16 protein-coding genes and 1 pseudogene are annotated in these 15,284 nt (G+C 68.0%); 5 read left to right on the top strand and 12 right to left on the bottom strand.

All coding sequences use genetic code 11. The features are described 5' to 3' along the window. The first annotated feature begins 56 nt into the window (after positions 1-56). Positions 57-251, top strand: a complete 195-nt coding sequence (locus tag Aco04nite_RS08725; protein ID WP_212996684.1) for a hypothetical protein — start codon at positions 57-59, stop codon at positions 249-251. 85 nt (positions 252-336) lie between these two features. Beyond that, a complete protein-coding gene (locus tag Aco04nite_RS08720) occupies positions 337-2,121 on the top strand; it encodes an HEXXH motif domain-containing protein (RefSeq protein WP_212996683.1) in 1,785 nt (594 codons plus the stop codon). 6 nt (positions 2,122-2,127) lie between these two features. Here Aco04nite_RS08720 and fxsT read toward each other — a convergent pair whose 3' ends face one another. From fxsT to Aco04nite_RS08705, 3 genes are all read right to left on the bottom strand, one after another. After that, positions 2,128-4,677 carry an FxSxx-COOH system tetratricopeptide repeat protein gene (gene fxsT / locus Aco04nite_RS08715; RefSeq protein WP_212996682.1) on the bottom strand — a complete coding sequence of 850 codons (2,550 nt, stop codon included), beginning with the start codon at positions 4,675-4,677 and terminating at the stop codon, positions 2,128-2,130. A 222-nt stretch (positions 4,678-4,899) separates the two neighbouring features. Next, the gene (locus Aco04nite_RS08710) at positions 4,900-5,766 is read right to left on the bottom strand and encodes a hypothetical protein (protein ID WP_212996681.1); all 867 of its coding nucleotides are present in this window, start codon (positions 5,764-5,766) and stop codon (positions 4,900-4,902) included. After that, positions 5,763-6,272: a SigE family RNA polymerase sigma factor gene (locus Aco04nite_RS08705; RefSeq protein ID WP_212996680.1), complete on the bottom strand. Its 510-nt coding sequence runs from the start codon at positions 6,270-6,272 to the stop codon at positions 5,763-5,765. Before Aco04nite_RS08705 ends, Aco04nite_RS08710 begins: the two co-directional genes overlap by 4 nt. Positions 6,273-6,394: 122 nt before the next feature. On the opposite strand from Aco04nite_RS08705, the gene Aco04nite_RS08700 reads away from it, so the two are divergent. After that, positions 6,395-6,856 (top strand): Asp23/Gls24 family envelope stress response protein, encoded by a 462-nt coding sequence (locus tag Aco04nite_RS08700; protein WP_244875829.1) that lies wholly within the window; start codon positions 6,395-6,397, stop codon positions 6,854-6,856. Between the two features lie 179 nt (positions 6,857-7,035). Continuing rightward, positions 7,036-7,461 (top strand): hypothetical protein, encoded by a 426-nt coding sequence (locus tag Aco04nite_RS08695; RefSeq protein WP_212996679.1) that lies wholly within the window; start codon positions 7,036-7,038, stop codon positions 7,459-7,461. Here Aco04nite_RS08695 and Aco04nite_RS08690 read toward each other — a convergent pair. From Aco04nite_RS08690 to Aco04nite_RS08665, 6 genes and pseudogenes are all read right to left on the bottom strand, one after another. Next, on the bottom strand, positions 7,439-8,350 hold the full coding sequence (locus Aco04nite_RS08690; RefSeq protein WP_212996678.1) for a hypothetical protein: 912 nt from the start codon (positions 8,348-8,350) through the stop codon (positions 7,439-7,441). The two genes, Aco04nite_RS08695 and Aco04nite_RS08690, sit on opposite strands and share 23 nt — an antisense overlap. After that, on the bottom strand, positions 8,343-8,921 hold the full coding sequence (locus Aco04nite_RS08685) for a DUF7919 family protein (protein ID WP_212996677.1): 579 nt from the start codon (positions 8,919-8,921) through the stop codon (positions 8,343-8,345). The genes Aco04nite_RS08690 and Aco04nite_RS08685 overlap by 8 nt, the downstream gene beginning before the upstream one ends. Positions 8,922-8,929: 8 nt before the next feature. After that, complete coding sequence (locus Aco04nite_RS08680) at positions 8,930-9,127, bottom strand: hypothetical protein (protein WP_212996676.1); 198 nt, start codon at positions 9,125-9,127, stop codon at positions 8,930-8,932. A gap of 10 nt (positions 9,128-9,137) precedes the next feature. Then, positions 9,138-9,617, bottom strand: a pseudogene (locus Aco04nite_RS08675) (DUF8467 domain-containing protein); the annotation flags it as partial. A gap of 315 nt (positions 9,618-9,932) precedes the next feature. Beyond that, positions 9,933-10,649 (bottom strand): hypothetical protein, encoded by a 717-nt coding sequence (locus Aco04nite_RS08670; RefSeq protein WP_212996674.1) that lies wholly within the window; start codon positions 10,647-10,649, stop codon positions 9,933-9,935. After that, positions 10,646-11,281 (bottom strand): TetR family transcriptional regulator, encoded by a 636-nt coding sequence (locus tag Aco04nite_RS08665; RefSeq protein WP_212996673.1) that lies wholly within the window; start codon positions 11,279-11,281, stop codon positions 10,646-10,648. The genes Aco04nite_RS08670 and Aco04nite_RS08665 overlap by 4 nt, the downstream gene beginning before the upstream one ends. A gap of 72 nt (positions 11,282-11,353) precedes the next feature. On the opposite strand from Aco04nite_RS08665, the gene Aco04nite_RS08660 reads away from it, so the two are divergent. Beyond that, positions 11,354-11,803, top strand: coding sequence for an SRPBCC family protein (locus tag Aco04nite_RS08660; RefSeq protein ID WP_212996672.1), 450 nt, complete (start codon positions 11,354-11,356; stop codon positions 11,801-11,803). On the opposite strand, the gene Aco04nite_RS08655 is transcribed toward Aco04nite_RS08660, so the two are convergent. The 3 genes from Aco04nite_RS08655 to Aco04nite_RS08645 are packed head-to-tail and all read right to left on the bottom strand — an operon-like array spanning position 11,772 to position 15,229. Next, positions 11,772-12,464 carry a glycoside hydrolase family 12 protein gene (locus Aco04nite_RS08655; RefSeq protein ID WP_212996671.1) on the bottom strand — a complete coding sequence of 231 codons (693 nt, stop codon included), beginning with the start codon at positions 12,462-12,464 and terminating at the stop codon, positions 11,772-11,774. The two genes, Aco04nite_RS08660 and Aco04nite_RS08655, sit on opposite strands and share 32 nt — an antisense overlap. 9 nt (positions 12,465-12,473) lie before the next feature. Further along, the gene (locus Aco04nite_RS08650) at positions 12,474-13,442 is read right to left on the bottom strand and encodes a pectinesterase family protein (RefSeq protein ID WP_212996670.1); all 969 of its coding nucleotides are present in this window, start codon (positions 13,440-13,442) and stop codon (positions 12,474-12,476) included. Next, a complete protein-coding gene (locus Aco04nite_RS08645; RefSeq protein WP_212996669.1) occupies positions 13,439-15,229 on the bottom strand; it encodes a right-handed parallel beta-helix repeat-containing protein in 1,791 nt (596 codons plus the stop codon). Before Aco04nite_RS08645 ends, Aco04nite_RS08650 begins: the two co-directional genes overlap by 4 nt. Between the last annotated feature and the right edge of the window lie 55 nt (positions 15,230-15,284).

Raw genomic sequence — 15,284 nt, 5'->3', positions numbered from 1 at the left:
CAAGCCGTAGGCAACACTGTGCGCAAAACGCCCAGTTCGCTACGAAAGGGACTTACATGAGTTTCAAGGACGAAACCATATGTTCAAGTATGATAGAGACCGAACTCGCTGACCTGCACGGGCGCACCATCGACGAGCTGTGCCGGCAGCAGACCCAGGAAACTCTGGAGCACTACCGGAACGGCCTCATCGCACAGGTCGAGCGTCCGCGCATCAACCTCGGCTCCGGTCCGCCTGGTCGCGCCGACTGATCAAGAACCCGCCCGCGTCCTCATCGGGAGAAGGCAGATCTGGATGGACCCGGAACAAACGCCACCCGGTGTTCCCCACCATTCCTTGTCCGCAGCGTCGTTTGCTGCCCTCTCCCGGGGCGACGGCTCTCCTCGTATAACCCAGGATTTCTGGAAGACCGAGGAGAGCCGGCGACTCCTGCTGGCCAGCACCCTGATGACCGAGATCGGGAAGGACCCCGCCCTGCTCGGCCCGCTCCCCCCGATCACCGAGGTCATCCGGGTACTCACCGAGGCCCAGGAGCAGGCACCCGCAGAGGTCGGTGCGCTCCTGATCGACCCGGAGGTGGGCAGCGGCTGCGCGTACGCGCTCAGGCGGCTTCGTGGCGGCGCCCGGGGTGACGGGCCGCTCTGGCTCGATCTCGGCATCGTGCACGCACTGGCGCTGGCCGCTTCGGCGCGGGCCGGTCTGCCCTGGTCTACACGCCTCCCCCTGCGTGACGGCAACGCGATGATCCCCTCGTATGGCATTGCTCGCTTCGCTGCCGGCCCGGAGCAGGTCACCGAGGCACACACCACAGACGGTGACATCCGGCTCCGGAGCGGTGGGCAGCACGTCGACATGGACGACCCCGACGGTGGCGCCTCCTGGTGGTCTCTGCGCAGCATCCGAGCCGGCGAAGAACTGCCGCTGACCGTACGGCTCGACGACCTGGACCCGCTGCGTGATCTCGCGGATCCGGTGCCACCGGCGCGGCTCGACGACGCGGCGTTCGAGCGCTGGCGCCGTCTCATCACCAGCGCCTGGGAGCTGCTGTGCCGCGACTACCGGGCCGACGCCGAGGCGATGGCCGGGGGCGTGGTCTCGATCGTGCCACTCCAGCACGAACCCGGCTGGGATACCCGCAGTGCCTCCCACGGCGAGGCGTTCGGCGCCGTCATGATGTCCGAGCCGCGCGACGCCGTCGAGATGGCGGTCACTCTGATCCACGAGTTCCAGCACATCAGGCTGGGCGCCCTTCTGCACCTCATCCGGCTCACGGAACCGGACGACGGCACGCTGTACTACGCGCCCTGGCGTGACGATCCGCGGCCTCTGCCCGGTCTGATCCAGGGCGTCTACGCCTTCTTCGGTATCGCCAAGTTCTGGCGGATCCGGTGGGGAACGACCAGCGGCACCGAGCGTACGCAGGCCGCATTCGAGTACGCCCTGGCCCGGCAGCAGACCGCCGAGGCATTGCGGATCGTCCTGTCCGCACCCGGCCTCACCGAATCGGGACAGCGGTTCTTCCAGGGTCTGCACACCCGGCTCGGCGAGTGGTCACACGAACCGGCGGACGCCGTCGATCCCGACGTCGCCCGGCTTGCGGCGATCACCGCGGACAGTCACCGCATCGGCTGGCGGCTACGCCACTTCCGGCCCCGGGAGAACGATGTCGCCGAGTTGATCAGCCTTCGGACGGCAGGGAAACCGGCGGAGCCGCTCGGTCCCGTGCCCGCCGCGATCCGGCCGCACGCCGGTCTGCGCTGGGACCAGCACATCCCCGCGGCCGCACGCCGGCGGATCCTCTCCACCACCGCATCACCCGATCCGCTGATCGCAGGAGAGGCAGCCCTCCTTTCCCACGACGTTCCGGGCGCGCGGGCAGCCTTCGTCAGCGCGATCGGCCGGACCAGCGGGGCGGTTGACAATGCCGACGTGCCCGATGACGAGGCACGCGCTTGGGCAGGGCTGGCCCTGAGCCTTGCGGCCGCCGGAGACACACCGGCTGCCACGGCGCTCAGACGGCGCCCCGACCTCGTCCGCGCCGTCTACGCCGGGATGGGCCGGAGGGTGGACCCGGCGGATATCGCCACCTGGCTCGGACCGGCGTTCCCCGATCGCCCCTGACAGGATTCAGAACGACATCGGGTCCACGTCGCAGTTCGCCCGATGCCGGGCACGCGCCGCCACGATGGCCGGATGGTCGCCCAGCACCCGGACGTACGCGGCCAGCGTCTCGTCGTAGAGTCGTGCGCCCTCCTCCGCCCTGCCAAGTGCTTCCAGATCGAACGCAAGGTTGAGCGAACAGGCCAGCGTCGAGGGATGGTCCGCACCGATCAGCTGACGGCACTGTGCCAGCAGTGACGTATCCAGATCGCGGGCGCCCTGGTGGTCGCCCAGCGCGGCCAGATCACTGGCCAGGTTGATACCGCACGTCAGGGTGAGCACGTGGTTCGGGCCCAGGATCCGTTCCAGGGTTTCCCAGGCGACCCGGTTGTTGCGCTCGGCCTCCTCGAACCGGCCTACCAACCGTTGCACGATCCCGAGATTCGTCCGGGCGTAGAGCGTGCAGGGATGCTCGGCCCCGAGTATCTCCCCGTAGGCCTCCACCGTCCAGCTCGCCAGGTCCGAGGCCCGCGCCAGGTCGTCAGCCTCGCGAAGGTCCACAGCAAAGTTCACAGCAGCGGCGAGGGTGTCAGGCTGCGTCGCTCCAAAACCCTCGCGGAACCTGTTCAAGGTGTCCTCGGCCAGCTTGTAGGCACCCTCGTGATCACCGGCCCGGCGGCGCGCCACAGCGAGATTGCGGGCGACGCGGATGGTTTCCTGATGACCGACGCCCAGCAGATGCACGTATCGCGCGTAGTTCCGCTCGGCCATTCGCCGGGATCGGATGTACTCACCGCACTCGCGTTCGTCGATCGTGAGGTTGTTGAGGGTGTGCAGGGTCTCGGGATGATCGTTGCCGAGTACGACAACCCGGCGACGGTAGGTATCGGCGTCCAACTGGCGCGCAGTGCGGAACTCACCGATGAGCCTCAGGCTGATACCCAGGCTGTGCGCTGCGCACAGGGTGACGGGATCATCTTTGCCGAGGCAGCGCTGTGCGGTCTGAAAGGCCTGTAGATCGAGGTCCCGGGCTTCGGTGAACTTGCCCGAGGCCCGCAAGGTGAGCGCCACCATGGTCATCGCGTGGATTGTGCCTTCGTCATCGGGGCCGACCGTGTTCAGATAGCGCTGCAGGCTTTCCTCGTGAATTCTGGCGGCATCGGCGAACTTGCCCTCTATCCACCAGTAGTAGCCGAGCCACTTCGCCGCTGCCAGGGTCTGGGCATGGTCGGCGCCCAGCCGGACAGTCCAGTCGTCGACGATCCGACGGGAGAGCTCCTGCCCGCTGGGGTAGTCGCCCCAGCGGAAGTAGAACTCCACGAGGGTGACGACGACGCTGCGGGTCCAGTCGTCCTCGCAGGCCCAGGCGCCGGAGGCGATCAGGTGGGAGGCGAGGCCCTGGTAGCGCAGCCACTGGGTGGGGTCGGCGGGATCTCCCAGCTTCACGCCGGCACCAGCGAGCAGCAGGTGCGCGCCGTGCTCCATCAACGACCGCTGTTCGTCCGGGATGCTGTCCTGCAGGACGCGGCGGACCAGGCGGTGGAGTTGGAGGCTGTTGCCGCGGTGGTCGATGCGGGCGAGGACGTAACGCTGGATGTCGCGGATGGCCTGGTTGAGGCGGGTGGGGTTCTTCAGGACCTCGTCGAGCTCGCCGGCGCCCATCGCGTCGCGGACGCCCGCAAACAGGTCACGGTCGATCGGTTCCGGGGCGAAGAAGGAGCAGACCTGCAGCAGTTGCAGGGCGGCCGGGTTCTCGGTGGCCAGGCGGTCCAGGGCCACGTTGGCGGCGGCGGCGACGGGCATCTCGCACCCTGCGGTCAGGTCGCGGGGGTTGAGTTCGGTGCGTTTCTCGTCGAGCAGGCGCAGGTAGTCGCCGACCGACATGCCCGTGGCGTGCAGCGAGGCCGAGCCGTGCTCGATGGCCAGCGGAAGGTCGCCGAGGGCGTCGGCGAGCCGGTCCGCTTCGGCTTCCGGGAGGTTGCTGTTGCGCAACTTCAGCAGGCGTACGCTCTCCGCGCGGGTGAAGACGTCCACCTCGAGCGACTCCGCGATCTGGCTCCACTCCTGGTTGCGCGAGGTGACCAGGACCTTGCCGCTGCCGGCCTCGGGCAGATAGTCGCGGACGGTGTCGGGGGTCTCCGCGTTGTCGAAGACCAGGAGCCAGTTGCTGTACGGGGTGCCGGCCCGCAACGCCGCGCGCACCTTCGGGATGGCGGTGACGACCTCGTTGCCGACGTCGAGGCCGAGGCGGTCGCCGAGCTCGATCAGCGAGGCGAGGATCTGCGCGGGGCGTTCCGAGGGGATCCACCAGATGACGTCGTAGTCGGAGCGGTGGCGGTGGGCGTACTCGATGGCGATCTGGGATTTTCCGACCCCGCCCTCGCCGTGCAGGGCCTGCGGGAGCACCGCTGCGACGTGCTGGGTCCGCAGCCGGCGTTCGAGCTGTTCAAGCAGCGCGCGGCGGCCGGTGAAGACGGGGTTGCGGGTCGGGACGTTGCCCCAGACCACCGGCGCCTCGTCCGAGCTGTGTCCCTCGAAGATGTCGTCGAGGGACAACGGGTCATCGCCGGACGTCATCCCGAGGCCCAGGTCACCGCGGTGCCGTCCGGGCGCTCCCCGGGCGGGGTGAGCAGGCCCAGCCAGGAGAGCGTCTCCGCCAAATCACGACCCCATTCCGTACCCTGAGATCACATTGTCTTTACGACTGTCCCCGATCGGCAGTGTTACAGAGCGGTACGGACGCGCACAATGGAAGATATTTGATCAGGTAAATATGATCTCATTTATCGGTGACCGATCTCAGTTATCGGTGACGTGGAAACGCTCGTCGACGGCGAGGGCCGCGAGCCCGGCCACCGGCAGCGGCAGGTCCTTGAGCGCCGGCGGGTTGCCCGATCCGTTGGTGGCCGTGCGCTGCTGCATCACGAAGACCGCGACGCCGTCCGGGTGCCGGTAGGCCGCCCACTGCTCCGGGCCTCCGTCGCCGCGCCCCGGGGTCGCCGTGCCGACCTTCAGCCCGCCGACCGTGACCACCGTGCAGTTGCCGCCCAGGCCCCACAGGGACTTGGCGAGCTTGCACGGGTCCTGCGGCAGGCCGCTGTTCGCCGTGTGCACCTCCACGGCCAGCTGCCCGGTCCTGCCGTCCTTGGCCACCGCCGCGTTGGCGCTGTAGGTCCAGATGTCCTTCTTGATGTCGTCGACGGCGGCCTGGTGGTACTGCAGCGGAATGGCATCGTCATCCTCGCCGACGTTGCCGGTCGGGGCGGTCCAGCCGTCGGGGACGACGGCGAGGAGCCCGGCCAGCAGCGCCTTGCCCTTCTCGTAGCGCGGACCGGAACGGCTGGTGGCGTCGGTCTGCGGCCGGCCGTCGCCGTCGGTCGGCCACGCGGGCTCGGTCTTGTCCCCGGCCGCGGCCGGGCTCGCCAGCACCGAGGGCACCGCCGCCACCGGGGCCGCCGGGACGTTTTCGCTGCTCAACCAGATCCCGGGGTTCACCGCGAGGGCGGTCGCGGCGACGAGGACGGCGGCCGCGCCGACGCCGACCACCGAGTTGCGGCGGCGTACGGACCGGCGTCCCGCACCGACCGCCGTGGCCGAGTCCATCGGGGGCGGGGGGCTGAGGGTCATGGTGTCGCGCAGGGCCGCGCGGAAGTCGTTCTCGTTCATCGGGTTGCTCCTCGTACCACAGTGACGGGTGGGGACATCAGCGCCCGCAAGGTGTCCAGGCCCCGCGACGCCTGGCTCTTGACGGTGCCGGCCGAGCACCCCAGAGCGGCCGCGGTCTCGTCGACCGTCATGTCCTCCCAGTAGCGCAGGACCAGCACTGCCCGCTGCCGGGGTGGCACCTCGGCCAGCGCCTGCAACAGCACCAGCCGGTCGTCGGAGGACGCCGGTGGCGCCGGCCGGTCCGCGGGCGTGTCGGACGGCCGTTCCCGCCGCCACCACCCCCGGCGCCCGTCGTCGATGTAGGTGCGGATCAGCACCTGCCGCACGTACGGATCCAGGGCCTCGTGGTGTGAGACCCGGTTCCAGTGCCTGTAGAGCTTGGTGAACGCGGTCTGCACCAGGTCCTCCGCCCGGTGCCAGTCACCGCAGAGCAGAAACGCCGTTCCCCGCATGGCCCCTGACCGGGCCGCGAAGTACTCGGCGAACGCCCCATCGCGATCGCTCATCCCCACCCCTATCCGTTCGGTCCCGGTAAGCACGACCCCGGACCGCCGAACGGTTGCACGCCTTTGGCTAGTAGTCTCGCCGCGCACGACTTTCCGCCAGTGGAACTATCGAGGGTAGACAATTGAGCGACGAGGCCACCGCCCCCGGCGACCGCACGCTGGAGATGTTCCTCCCGGCCGTCATCCAGGCCCCGATCCCCGACCAGGGCGGCGCCGGCGTTGTCGAGGTCCCCGCCTACCGCGGCAGCACCTCGGTCGGCCGCGAGGTGGTCGAGAAGATCGCCGGCGCGGCGGCCCGCGCGGTCCCGGGCGTCGCCGAGCTCGGCGGTGACGTCGCCCGCTTCATGAACTCCGTCCTCGACAAGATCGGCCTCGACGAGGTCGGCGACGCCACCCGCGGCGTCTCGGCCCGCGTCGAGGGCACCAAGGTCGCGATCACGGTGGTCCTGGTCATCGCGGCGGGTGAGGTCGTCTCGGACGTCACGGTCGCCGTCCGGACCGCGGTCATCGAGGCTGTGGAGAACTACGGCCTGCACGTCGAGAACGTCAACGTCAAGGTCGATGACATCAGGATGACCGCATGACACCTCTCACCGTACGCACAGCAGCGCCCTTTTTCGCCATAGCCGCTCTTGCCGGTGGCTGCACCAGCTCCCCTTCCGCGGCGCCGGCGCCCTCTCTTTCGCCTGTGCCCTCGCCGCCGCCCTCCTCTGCGCCTTGGCTGCAGCCGGTCGAGCGGACCTGCACGGACGTCATCGCCCTGATGGCCACCGCGACGGGCGCCCCCTGGACACTGACCGAAGGCCCCGCCGAAACGGGCGACAAGGCCGAACCGGGCGGCCACAAATGCTCCGGTAAGGCATCCGCGACGTCGTCCACGCCGCCCGCGCTCATCATGGTCACCTACCTGCTGCGCCGCTCGGACCGCGACACCCCGGCGTCCATGCTCGACCAGGTGAAACGCCGCACGGGCGACTGCACCACCGAACTCCCGTCCCCACCGGACGGCGCGGGCTACGCGACCAGCTGCGTCGACCAGCAGGACCCGGCGCTGGCTTCATCAACCACCACGCTGTTGTTCGAGGCGGGCTGGATCTCGGTGCAGGTATCCGCGCAGGGCTCATCCGTCGCTGCCTTCGCCTCGAAGACGTCCCAGAAAGCCGCGATCAGCGGCCTGTCCCTGATCTGAGCACCCGGCTGACGGCCGGCCCCACCGCGTTCATGACGTCGGTGTCGTCCCCGCCTCGGAAGACCGCCCAGACCACGGCCCCCATGACCTCGGCGCGCTCGGTGAGCCCGGCCAGCTCCCCCTCCACGCCGCCAAGCCGCTCCAGCATCCGCTTGGCAACCTGCCCATCCCCACCGACCGCCTCGGTCGGCCACACCACGGACCCGAGCCACGCCAACACCTGCCGCACCGCACCGCTCTCCCCCGCCGACCTCACGAGGTCCCCGACCATCACCTCGATCTTGTCCGCCCCGAACCCGGCCGCTTCCAGCCCCGAGTGGTCTCGCAGATGGTCGAACAACACGGGCGGCACGCGGCTCGCCTCGAGCGCGGCAACGTCCCCGGCCTGCCTGAACGACGCCTCGTCGTCGACCAGGTCCAACTCGGTCAGCAGCCTGCCCAATACGGCACTCGAACTCCCGCCGACACCGAGCCCGGCCAGCACCAGCCGCAATCCGACGTCATCGACGAGCAGATCATTGCGGAACCGATCCCGCTCCCAGGAAACCCTCCCCGCATGCAAGGTCCCCGACCCGAGCAGCACGTCCTCAGCGTCGTAGAGCGCCACCGTCAGATCCCCGGGACACCGGCAGACATCACCCCGGAAATTCTCGGACGTGGTCCATTCCCGCAACTGCCGCAACGCGGACTCATCCTCAACCGTGGCAAGCACTTCCCGCTCAGCAACCGGCGGCCCGTCCTCCCCGCCATCGGCGATGATCACCTTCCGCGCCCGATCCCAGGTCTCCGTGAGCCACCGCCGGATCTGCCTGTCCCCGAGCACGCCGGGCCAGACGATGCGGGCGTCCTCGATGCCGTACCGGACCATGGGGTGCAGGTCGTCAATCACGAGGCCACTGTCCACGTACGCCGCCAGTGACCCCCCCGATCTCGGCCCCCGCGCAGTCGGCGAACTCCTCCTCCCGAGCCGCGACCATGATCGCGTCCAGAGCCCGGGAATCCTTCCAGTTCGCCAGATCAACCACGGCCTCGACCCGCAACTCCCACTCTGCGGTCACGTCCCGGACCACCCCGACGAGCCGATCCGCCCGGCCGTCCCAGGTCAGCACGCCACCCCTCGCCAGGTCATCCAGAAACACCTGCGGCGGCCGATACCCGTGCGCCTCCATGTAATGCAGGATCATCCCCGGCGCGGCGTAGACCACCCCGCCGGCCGCGTAATACCGGTACTCCCCGTTGCCGTCGAACGGCGCATAGCCCGTACAGAACTCGCAGTCATGAAACCCGAGATGCATGCTCCCCACCCGAGGCGAGGCAGCCCGAACCCGCTCGATGTCCTCATCCGTCAGCAGTGCCGAGCCGGTGTTCTGCAGCCCGTTCTCCCACCCCAGCCACCCGATGTTGACCAGCGGAAGCGGGTGCGGCATGTATTCGTACGGCGAAAGATCGAGATACTCCACAAATCCCCTCAGCGCAGGGTCTCGCGCGAGGTCAACCGGCCCGGAAAACCACAGGTCACCGTTTCGTTCAGCATAGTTTGACAACCACCTTGTCCGGAACGCAGCGCCAGACCCGGAATATGCGTGGACCAGGGCTTGCCCGACGGAATCAAGCAAAGGATAGAAAACGACTCCATACCGGACACACCTTCGTGCCAAACCGTCATTCCTGACCCCTTAAGGGATCCGCCTTTGCGGCCAGACGTACCCCACCTCCGGGGCCAGCCGCAACGCGTTGGCAGCCAGCTCGAGATCCCCGGCCGCACTTTGCTCGAACGCACTGGAGCCGACCCTGAACCCATGCTCGGGCGAGTGGGGATCATTCGCTGAAGCCCGCCTCATCCGGTTCGTGGTGACCTTGGACAAGATACGCCAGATCCGATCCACGAACTTGACCATCGCCGGATCGGTAAATTCGTCCTGTGAGTATGCCCAGCGGCCACTGTGCAGAACACCCGGACTGCGGACCTGACTTCTCAGCCATTGCACGATCTCCCGCTCCGGACCATCGATCGCGCCGTTGTCCCTGCGCCGCCCTCGAATCTTAGGATAGGCGCCCTGGTACCAGATCCCGGAGATTCGCCCGCAGTCGAGAATACTTTCACGTACCGTCGGCATTTCTACGTCCGACCATTGCGCCTCATCAATGAAGGCGACGCCGGAAAACTCCCCCTTATAGCGTCGGTCAACTCCACCTCATCGTCGGGGAGGAGGAAGAACTCCACGTCACGTTTCTTGCTCATTCCCATCTATTCACCACCCCTGGCGCCCAAGGAGCACGGCGCCCGGCCAGTCCCGCTCCAGGGCCGCAATCAGGTCCGAGCGCCGAACCCCGTGGCCAGGATCCTCAAAAACGGCTAGATACGTCAAAAGCCCAGGCCTGCCTGTTCCGACGAGAGTTCCCGATCATCCAAGACCATCCGAGCCGGCATCTTTCTCGTCGTCAGCCAGCCTTTGGGCTGTCGATGTCCATCAGCGATCCCCCGATCGCTCCGCGCGAAAGCCTCGCAGGACGGCGTCGAGGCGGGATGCTGCCTGTTGGTGGCGGGGCCAGGAACGAATCATCGGCGCCCTGCTGTCGATTGTGGCCCATGCGCCTTCGAGTGCGACCAGGGTGTCGGCGCCCGTGAGCCAGTGGGTGTGATGGCCGGACGCTTCGGGGGCCGGGTGGAGGCCGAGTGCGGGGTCGGACATCAGGTGGTTGAGCACCTCCTCCATCGGACCGGGGCTGAAGTAGCTGCGGCGTTCGGAGCCGGAGGCTTCGGCGTACAGGGCGTCGCATTCGATCAGGGTGTCGAGGTCACGGAACTCGATGGTGGATAGCGCGTCGATGCCGATCTCGACCTCGCCGGTGGGCTTCACGGAGGCGCCGGCGATGCTGCCGGTCTCCACGGCGTAGAGGATCTCCAGCTCTTCGTCGGGGTGCTCGGGCTCGCAGACGGGGCTGAACGTGACCTTTGACTGGAAGAAGCCGCTGCCGTAGGACAGGCCGCTGTAGCGCTTCTGTAGCCGGTCCAGAAGCGCCACGATGTCATCGTCGGGCCGGCCGTGGACCCGGTCGATCTCGCGGCGCAGGCGTTCTCCGGTGAGGCCGTGGTCGATCGGCACGCGGTGGGAAGCGGTGCGGAGGAAGCGGACGGCCCGGGCTGACAGGGCGCCCGGCGACTCCAGGATGTATCCCGAGGTCACGACGCCGGCCAGTGGGTGAGGCCGGTTTCGATCAGGTGGGCGGCGCGGTGGACGTCGGCCGTCACCTGCTCGTGAAGCGTCACGGGGTTCGAGGTGGTGGTCAGGTGGCGGTGGAGGGATTGGTATTGGACCCGCCAGAGGCCCAGGAGGGCGGTGGCGGCGATGGTGGGTTCCGGGTCGGTGGGGGCGAGGCCGGTGCGGGCGGCGAGGAGTTCGGCGGCCACCGTGACGAAGCGGTCCATGGTGTCGCTCTGGTAGGCGCGCAGGGACGGGGTGGAGCCGATCAGGGTGCCGAAGCGGCGGTGGCCGGCGATGGCTTCGGGGTCGGTCAGGGCTGAGGTCATCGCCGTGAGTTCGTCGGCGAGGATGCGCAGGGCTGCCTGGACCGGGGGGACCGTGGGGTCGGCCAGGCCGGTGCGCAGGGCCGTCATCGTGGTTTCCAGGCGGTCCAGGACCAGGGATTCCTTGGTCGGGAAGTAGTTGAAGACCGTTTTCTCCGAGACGCCGCAGGCTTCCGCGACGTCGGCCACGCGGAGGGCCTCGAAGCCTCGCTCGAGGAACATGCGCGCGGCGGTGTCGGACAGGTGGCGGCGCATCTCGCGCTTCTTGCGTTCGCGGAGGCCCTCGGTCATGGGATGAGCTTAGTACGGTCCCAGAAAAATTACTGCTACTGTAAATTTCTAGCGACCGTAAAAGGAGATCTCATGAGTGAGTTCCGGATCGTGTGCGAGTACGCGTACCCGATCGAGGAGGTGTGGCGGGTGCTGACCGAGCCCGAGCTGGTCGCCCAGTGGACCGTGACCGGGCAGGGCGGGCGGCCCGAGGGGTTCGCGGCTGCGGCGGGGACGAAATTCCGGCTGGTCGCGAAGCCGGTGATGGGGTGGCGCGGGATCGTCGACTGTGAGGTTCTGGAGGTCGAGGAGCCACGGTTGTTGCGGTACACCTGGGTCGGGGACGAGGGCGAGGCGCCGTCCTTTGTGGCGTACCGGTTGGAGGAGACGCCGACCGGCACCCGGTTCACCTGGGAGCACACAGGGTTCACGGGTGCCGGTGGGTTCTTCATGTCCAAGCTGCTGCGTACGGTCAGGAAGAAGATGTTGAACGAAGCCGTGCCGGCCGTACTTATGAAGCAGTCACTGAGAAGGAGTTCGTGATGAAGTCCTTCCCGCCCGCCGACGACGTGATCTCGTAGCCGAGCTGGACGTTGCCGATGGTGACGTCGCCGAACCAGCCCTGGGTGCGGATCCACTGGGCGATCGCCCGGATGTCGACCGTGCCGGAGCTCGTGTTGCTGGTGCGGACGAACGAGTACACCTGGTTGCTCCCGTTGGAGCCGCGGTAGATGGCCCATGTGTGGCCGCCGACCGAGGTGGTGGTCTGCAGGGTGCCGAGCGGGCCGACCGCGCCGTACTTGTTCATCCAGAGCATGATCTCGTGGGCGTTGTCGGAGCTCCAGATGTCGTACGCCGTGGTGAACGCGACCCCGCTGGTCGGCACCGTGACGTTGAAGCTGCTCGTGGTAGTGCCGAGGGCGCTGACCTTCTTGCCGACGTACTTCGTGGCGTTGGGGTAGCTCTTGATGCCGCCGGTGTTCGGGTGGTTCGCCCAGACGCCCCAGTTGGATGTCGAGTTGGCCCAGATGGTCTGCGGGCCGTAGCCGGAGCCCCAGACGTTGTTGTAGAGCGTGTAGCCGTTGCTGGTCCAGGTACCCCAGCGGTCGGTGGACGACCAGACAGCGGCCTGGGCCGGCGCCCCGATCAGGGCGGTCAGCGCGGCGACGAGCAGGACGATGATCGTACGGACGGAGGTTTTCACAAAGCCTCTTTACGAAACGACGGGGTTCCAGCCATCGGAGCCGGCCAGGTACTTCTGGGAGGTGTAGTTAGCCGCGGTGGAGGCGCTCATCTGCGGACGGTCGCTGGTGCCGGTGGAAGCACCCGAGCCCGTGTTCGCGTACTCATTGAATCTGCAGGTCTTCCAGGAGAAGCCGCTCATGTCCTGCCACGCGCCGGCCTGGCGGATATGGCCGCCGAGGGTGGACTCGCGGACCAGCACCTGACCGATGGCGTCTGCGGCGCCGCCCGCGTGCCAGCAGCGGCCCAGGGCTACGGTCTGCGCGGCGGACGGGCCCTGCAGGGTCGAGCGGGTGATGAGGATGCCGTACGCGTTGGAGGCGTTGGTCGCCGCGGCGGTGATGTAGCCGTTGTTGGAGCTGCCGCGGTCGAGGGACTTGATGGTCGTGGAGTCGATGACGACCGCGCCGTTGCCGTAGATGAAGTCGACGGCGCCCTCGATGTAGGACTTGTAGACGTACTGGCGGATCTGGGAACTGCCCGTGCCGCCCCACGACAGGAACGTGTCCTGGTAGCCCTTCATCTGCACGTTGCGATACGTCTGACGGTCGCCGGCGGCGTACAGCGCGAGGGCCTGGCTGCCCTCGCCGTACGTGTTCTGCATCGTCAGGCCCTTGATGGTGGTGTTCGCGGCGAGGTTGTAGACCGTGGCGCTGCCGGCCGTACCCGCGGTGGACTGGGGTTTGTTGCCGGTGATGACGATGTCGCCGGACGTGCCGGTCGAGCCCTGGATGGTGATGCCCGACTTGCTCGCCGGGATCTGCACCTGGCCCTGGTAGGTGCCGGGCTTGACCGTGATGATCGTGCCTGTGGTCGCGGCGCTGATCGCCGCCTGGATGGTGGTGTAGTTGCCGGAGCCGTCCGCCGCGACGGTGATCGTGGCGGCCAGGGACGTGGGCGCGACGAACAGCGAGGCGACGAGCAGCAGAGGAGCGATCATGGGGTGACTACCTTTCCGCCGAAGGTGACGACCAGCTTGCCGTCTGCGGCGAACGACCAGCCGAGCGCGCCGGTGAGATTCGCGCATCGGGAGCCGTTCGTGCCGGTCCAGAACTGGTTGGAGCTGTCCGCGTTGCCGACGGTCTTGTCGTTGGAGCCGCTGATGGTGCGGCACGACGTGTTGTTGCGGAAGACCGAGGTGCCGGCGTCGAACGAGAAGTTGCGCTCGGCGTTGTTGACGCCGACGTTGTTCGAGATCGTCATCGTGCCGGGGTTGCTGTTGTAGGTGAACCCGTGGTGGCCGTTGTTGTACGCCACGTTGCGCCGGACGATGTGGTTGACCGCGATGTCGTCGCCGCCGAGCTTGTAGCCGTTGCGGTCGCCGTTCGCGTTGACCGTGCCGTTGCTGAGCGTGCCGTTGGTGTAGGAGAGCGAGTCCTCGATCGTCACCGGGCCGATCGCGCCGGTGTCGGTCTTGGTGTAGAGGTCCCACCCGTCGTCGATGTTGTTGTGCGACACGTCGTAGCGGAAGACGTTGCCGGTGCCGATGGTGAGCTTCGCGGCGAAACCGTCCGCGTCCTCGCCGTCCGAGTCGGCGTTGTCGTGCGATTCCGCGCTCAGGACCAGGTTGTTCGCGGGCCACTGGCTGTTCGGGGTGTCCGAGGCGATCCGGGACAGCTGCAGGCCGGAGTCGCGGTTGTAGCGGGTGATGGTCCGCTCGATGATGTTGTTGCTGCCCCCGACGAAGATCCCGTTGTCCCCGGCGCGTTCGACGACCAGCCCGTAGAGGCGCCAGTAGTTGCCGTTGAGCGCCAGGCCACGGTTGGCCGGATCCTCCGTCTGGGCGGAGAAGTTCAAGATCGGAGTTTCCCCTGGGTACGCCGAGAGCGTCTTGCGAGCGCTCGACGTGCCGTTGTTCCCGGCCGCGATCGTGACGGTCGCCGTGGAGCTGTAGGTGCCGCCGCGCAGGTAGATCGTCCCGCCCGCCGCGACCCGGGTGAGCGCCGCGACCAGGGTCGTGGGCGCCGAGATCGTGCCGGCCGCGCTCGCACTGCCGGTGGGCGACGCGTAGATCGTGTCCCCGGTCGTCGGCGGCGGAGAGGCCGAGGACGAAGGCGTGGGCGACGAGGTCGTGGGCGGTGACGACGGCGTCGAGCCGCCGGTGGTGTTCACCGTGACATCGTCGAAACCGGCTGTCGCGTATGCCGTCTGCAGCCCGATCCGCCCCGCGGAGACGGACGAGTTCGTGGCGGATCCGACCGCGGCGCCGTCGACGCTGCCGGTGATCGTGGAGCCGGAGACGGTGAGACTCAGCGTGTACCAAGTGCCCGTGGCGACGGTGCGGGACGCGGTGCCGAGGACGGTGACCGCGCCGCTGTTGACGGCCTGCAGCTGCGCCTGGTTGCCGGGCAGCAGCGCCAGCCGGTAGAACGTGGTCGCGCTGCCGGCCCGTGCCAGCAGGCCGGCGAATCCGTTCGACGCGAGGGAGAGCGGCTTGACCCGCGCGGAGACCGTGTAGTCGGTCCACGCGGTGTCGCCGGCGAATTCCCGGGCATTCTCACTGGTGGCGACGGCCTGCCGCAGAGTCTGTGATCCATCGGCGACGATCGACCATGTGCCACCCGATTTCGACCACGCGCTGGTGCTGCCCGATTCGAAGTCGGCGGTGAAGACCGTGGCTGCCTGCGCGGTCGCCACCGATATCACCAGACCCGCTGTCACCAGGGCTATCAGCCCTCCGGCGCCGGCCGCCCGGCGCAGTGTGCGGGCCCGTAAAGATGGCGCCATAGCAATTTCTCCTTGTCGGGAATGTGACTGAATGCCGCTAGCCGAATGTCCCACC

The organism is Winogradskya consettensis (assembly GCF_018332715.1).
In the GTDB taxonomy this organism is placed as follows: Bacteria; Actinomycetota; Actinomycetes; order Mycobacteriales; family Micromonosporaceae; genus Actinoplanes; species Actinoplanes consettensis.
Note: the sequence above shows the minus strand (reverse complement) of the source record. Positions and strands in the feature narration are given on the sequence as shown.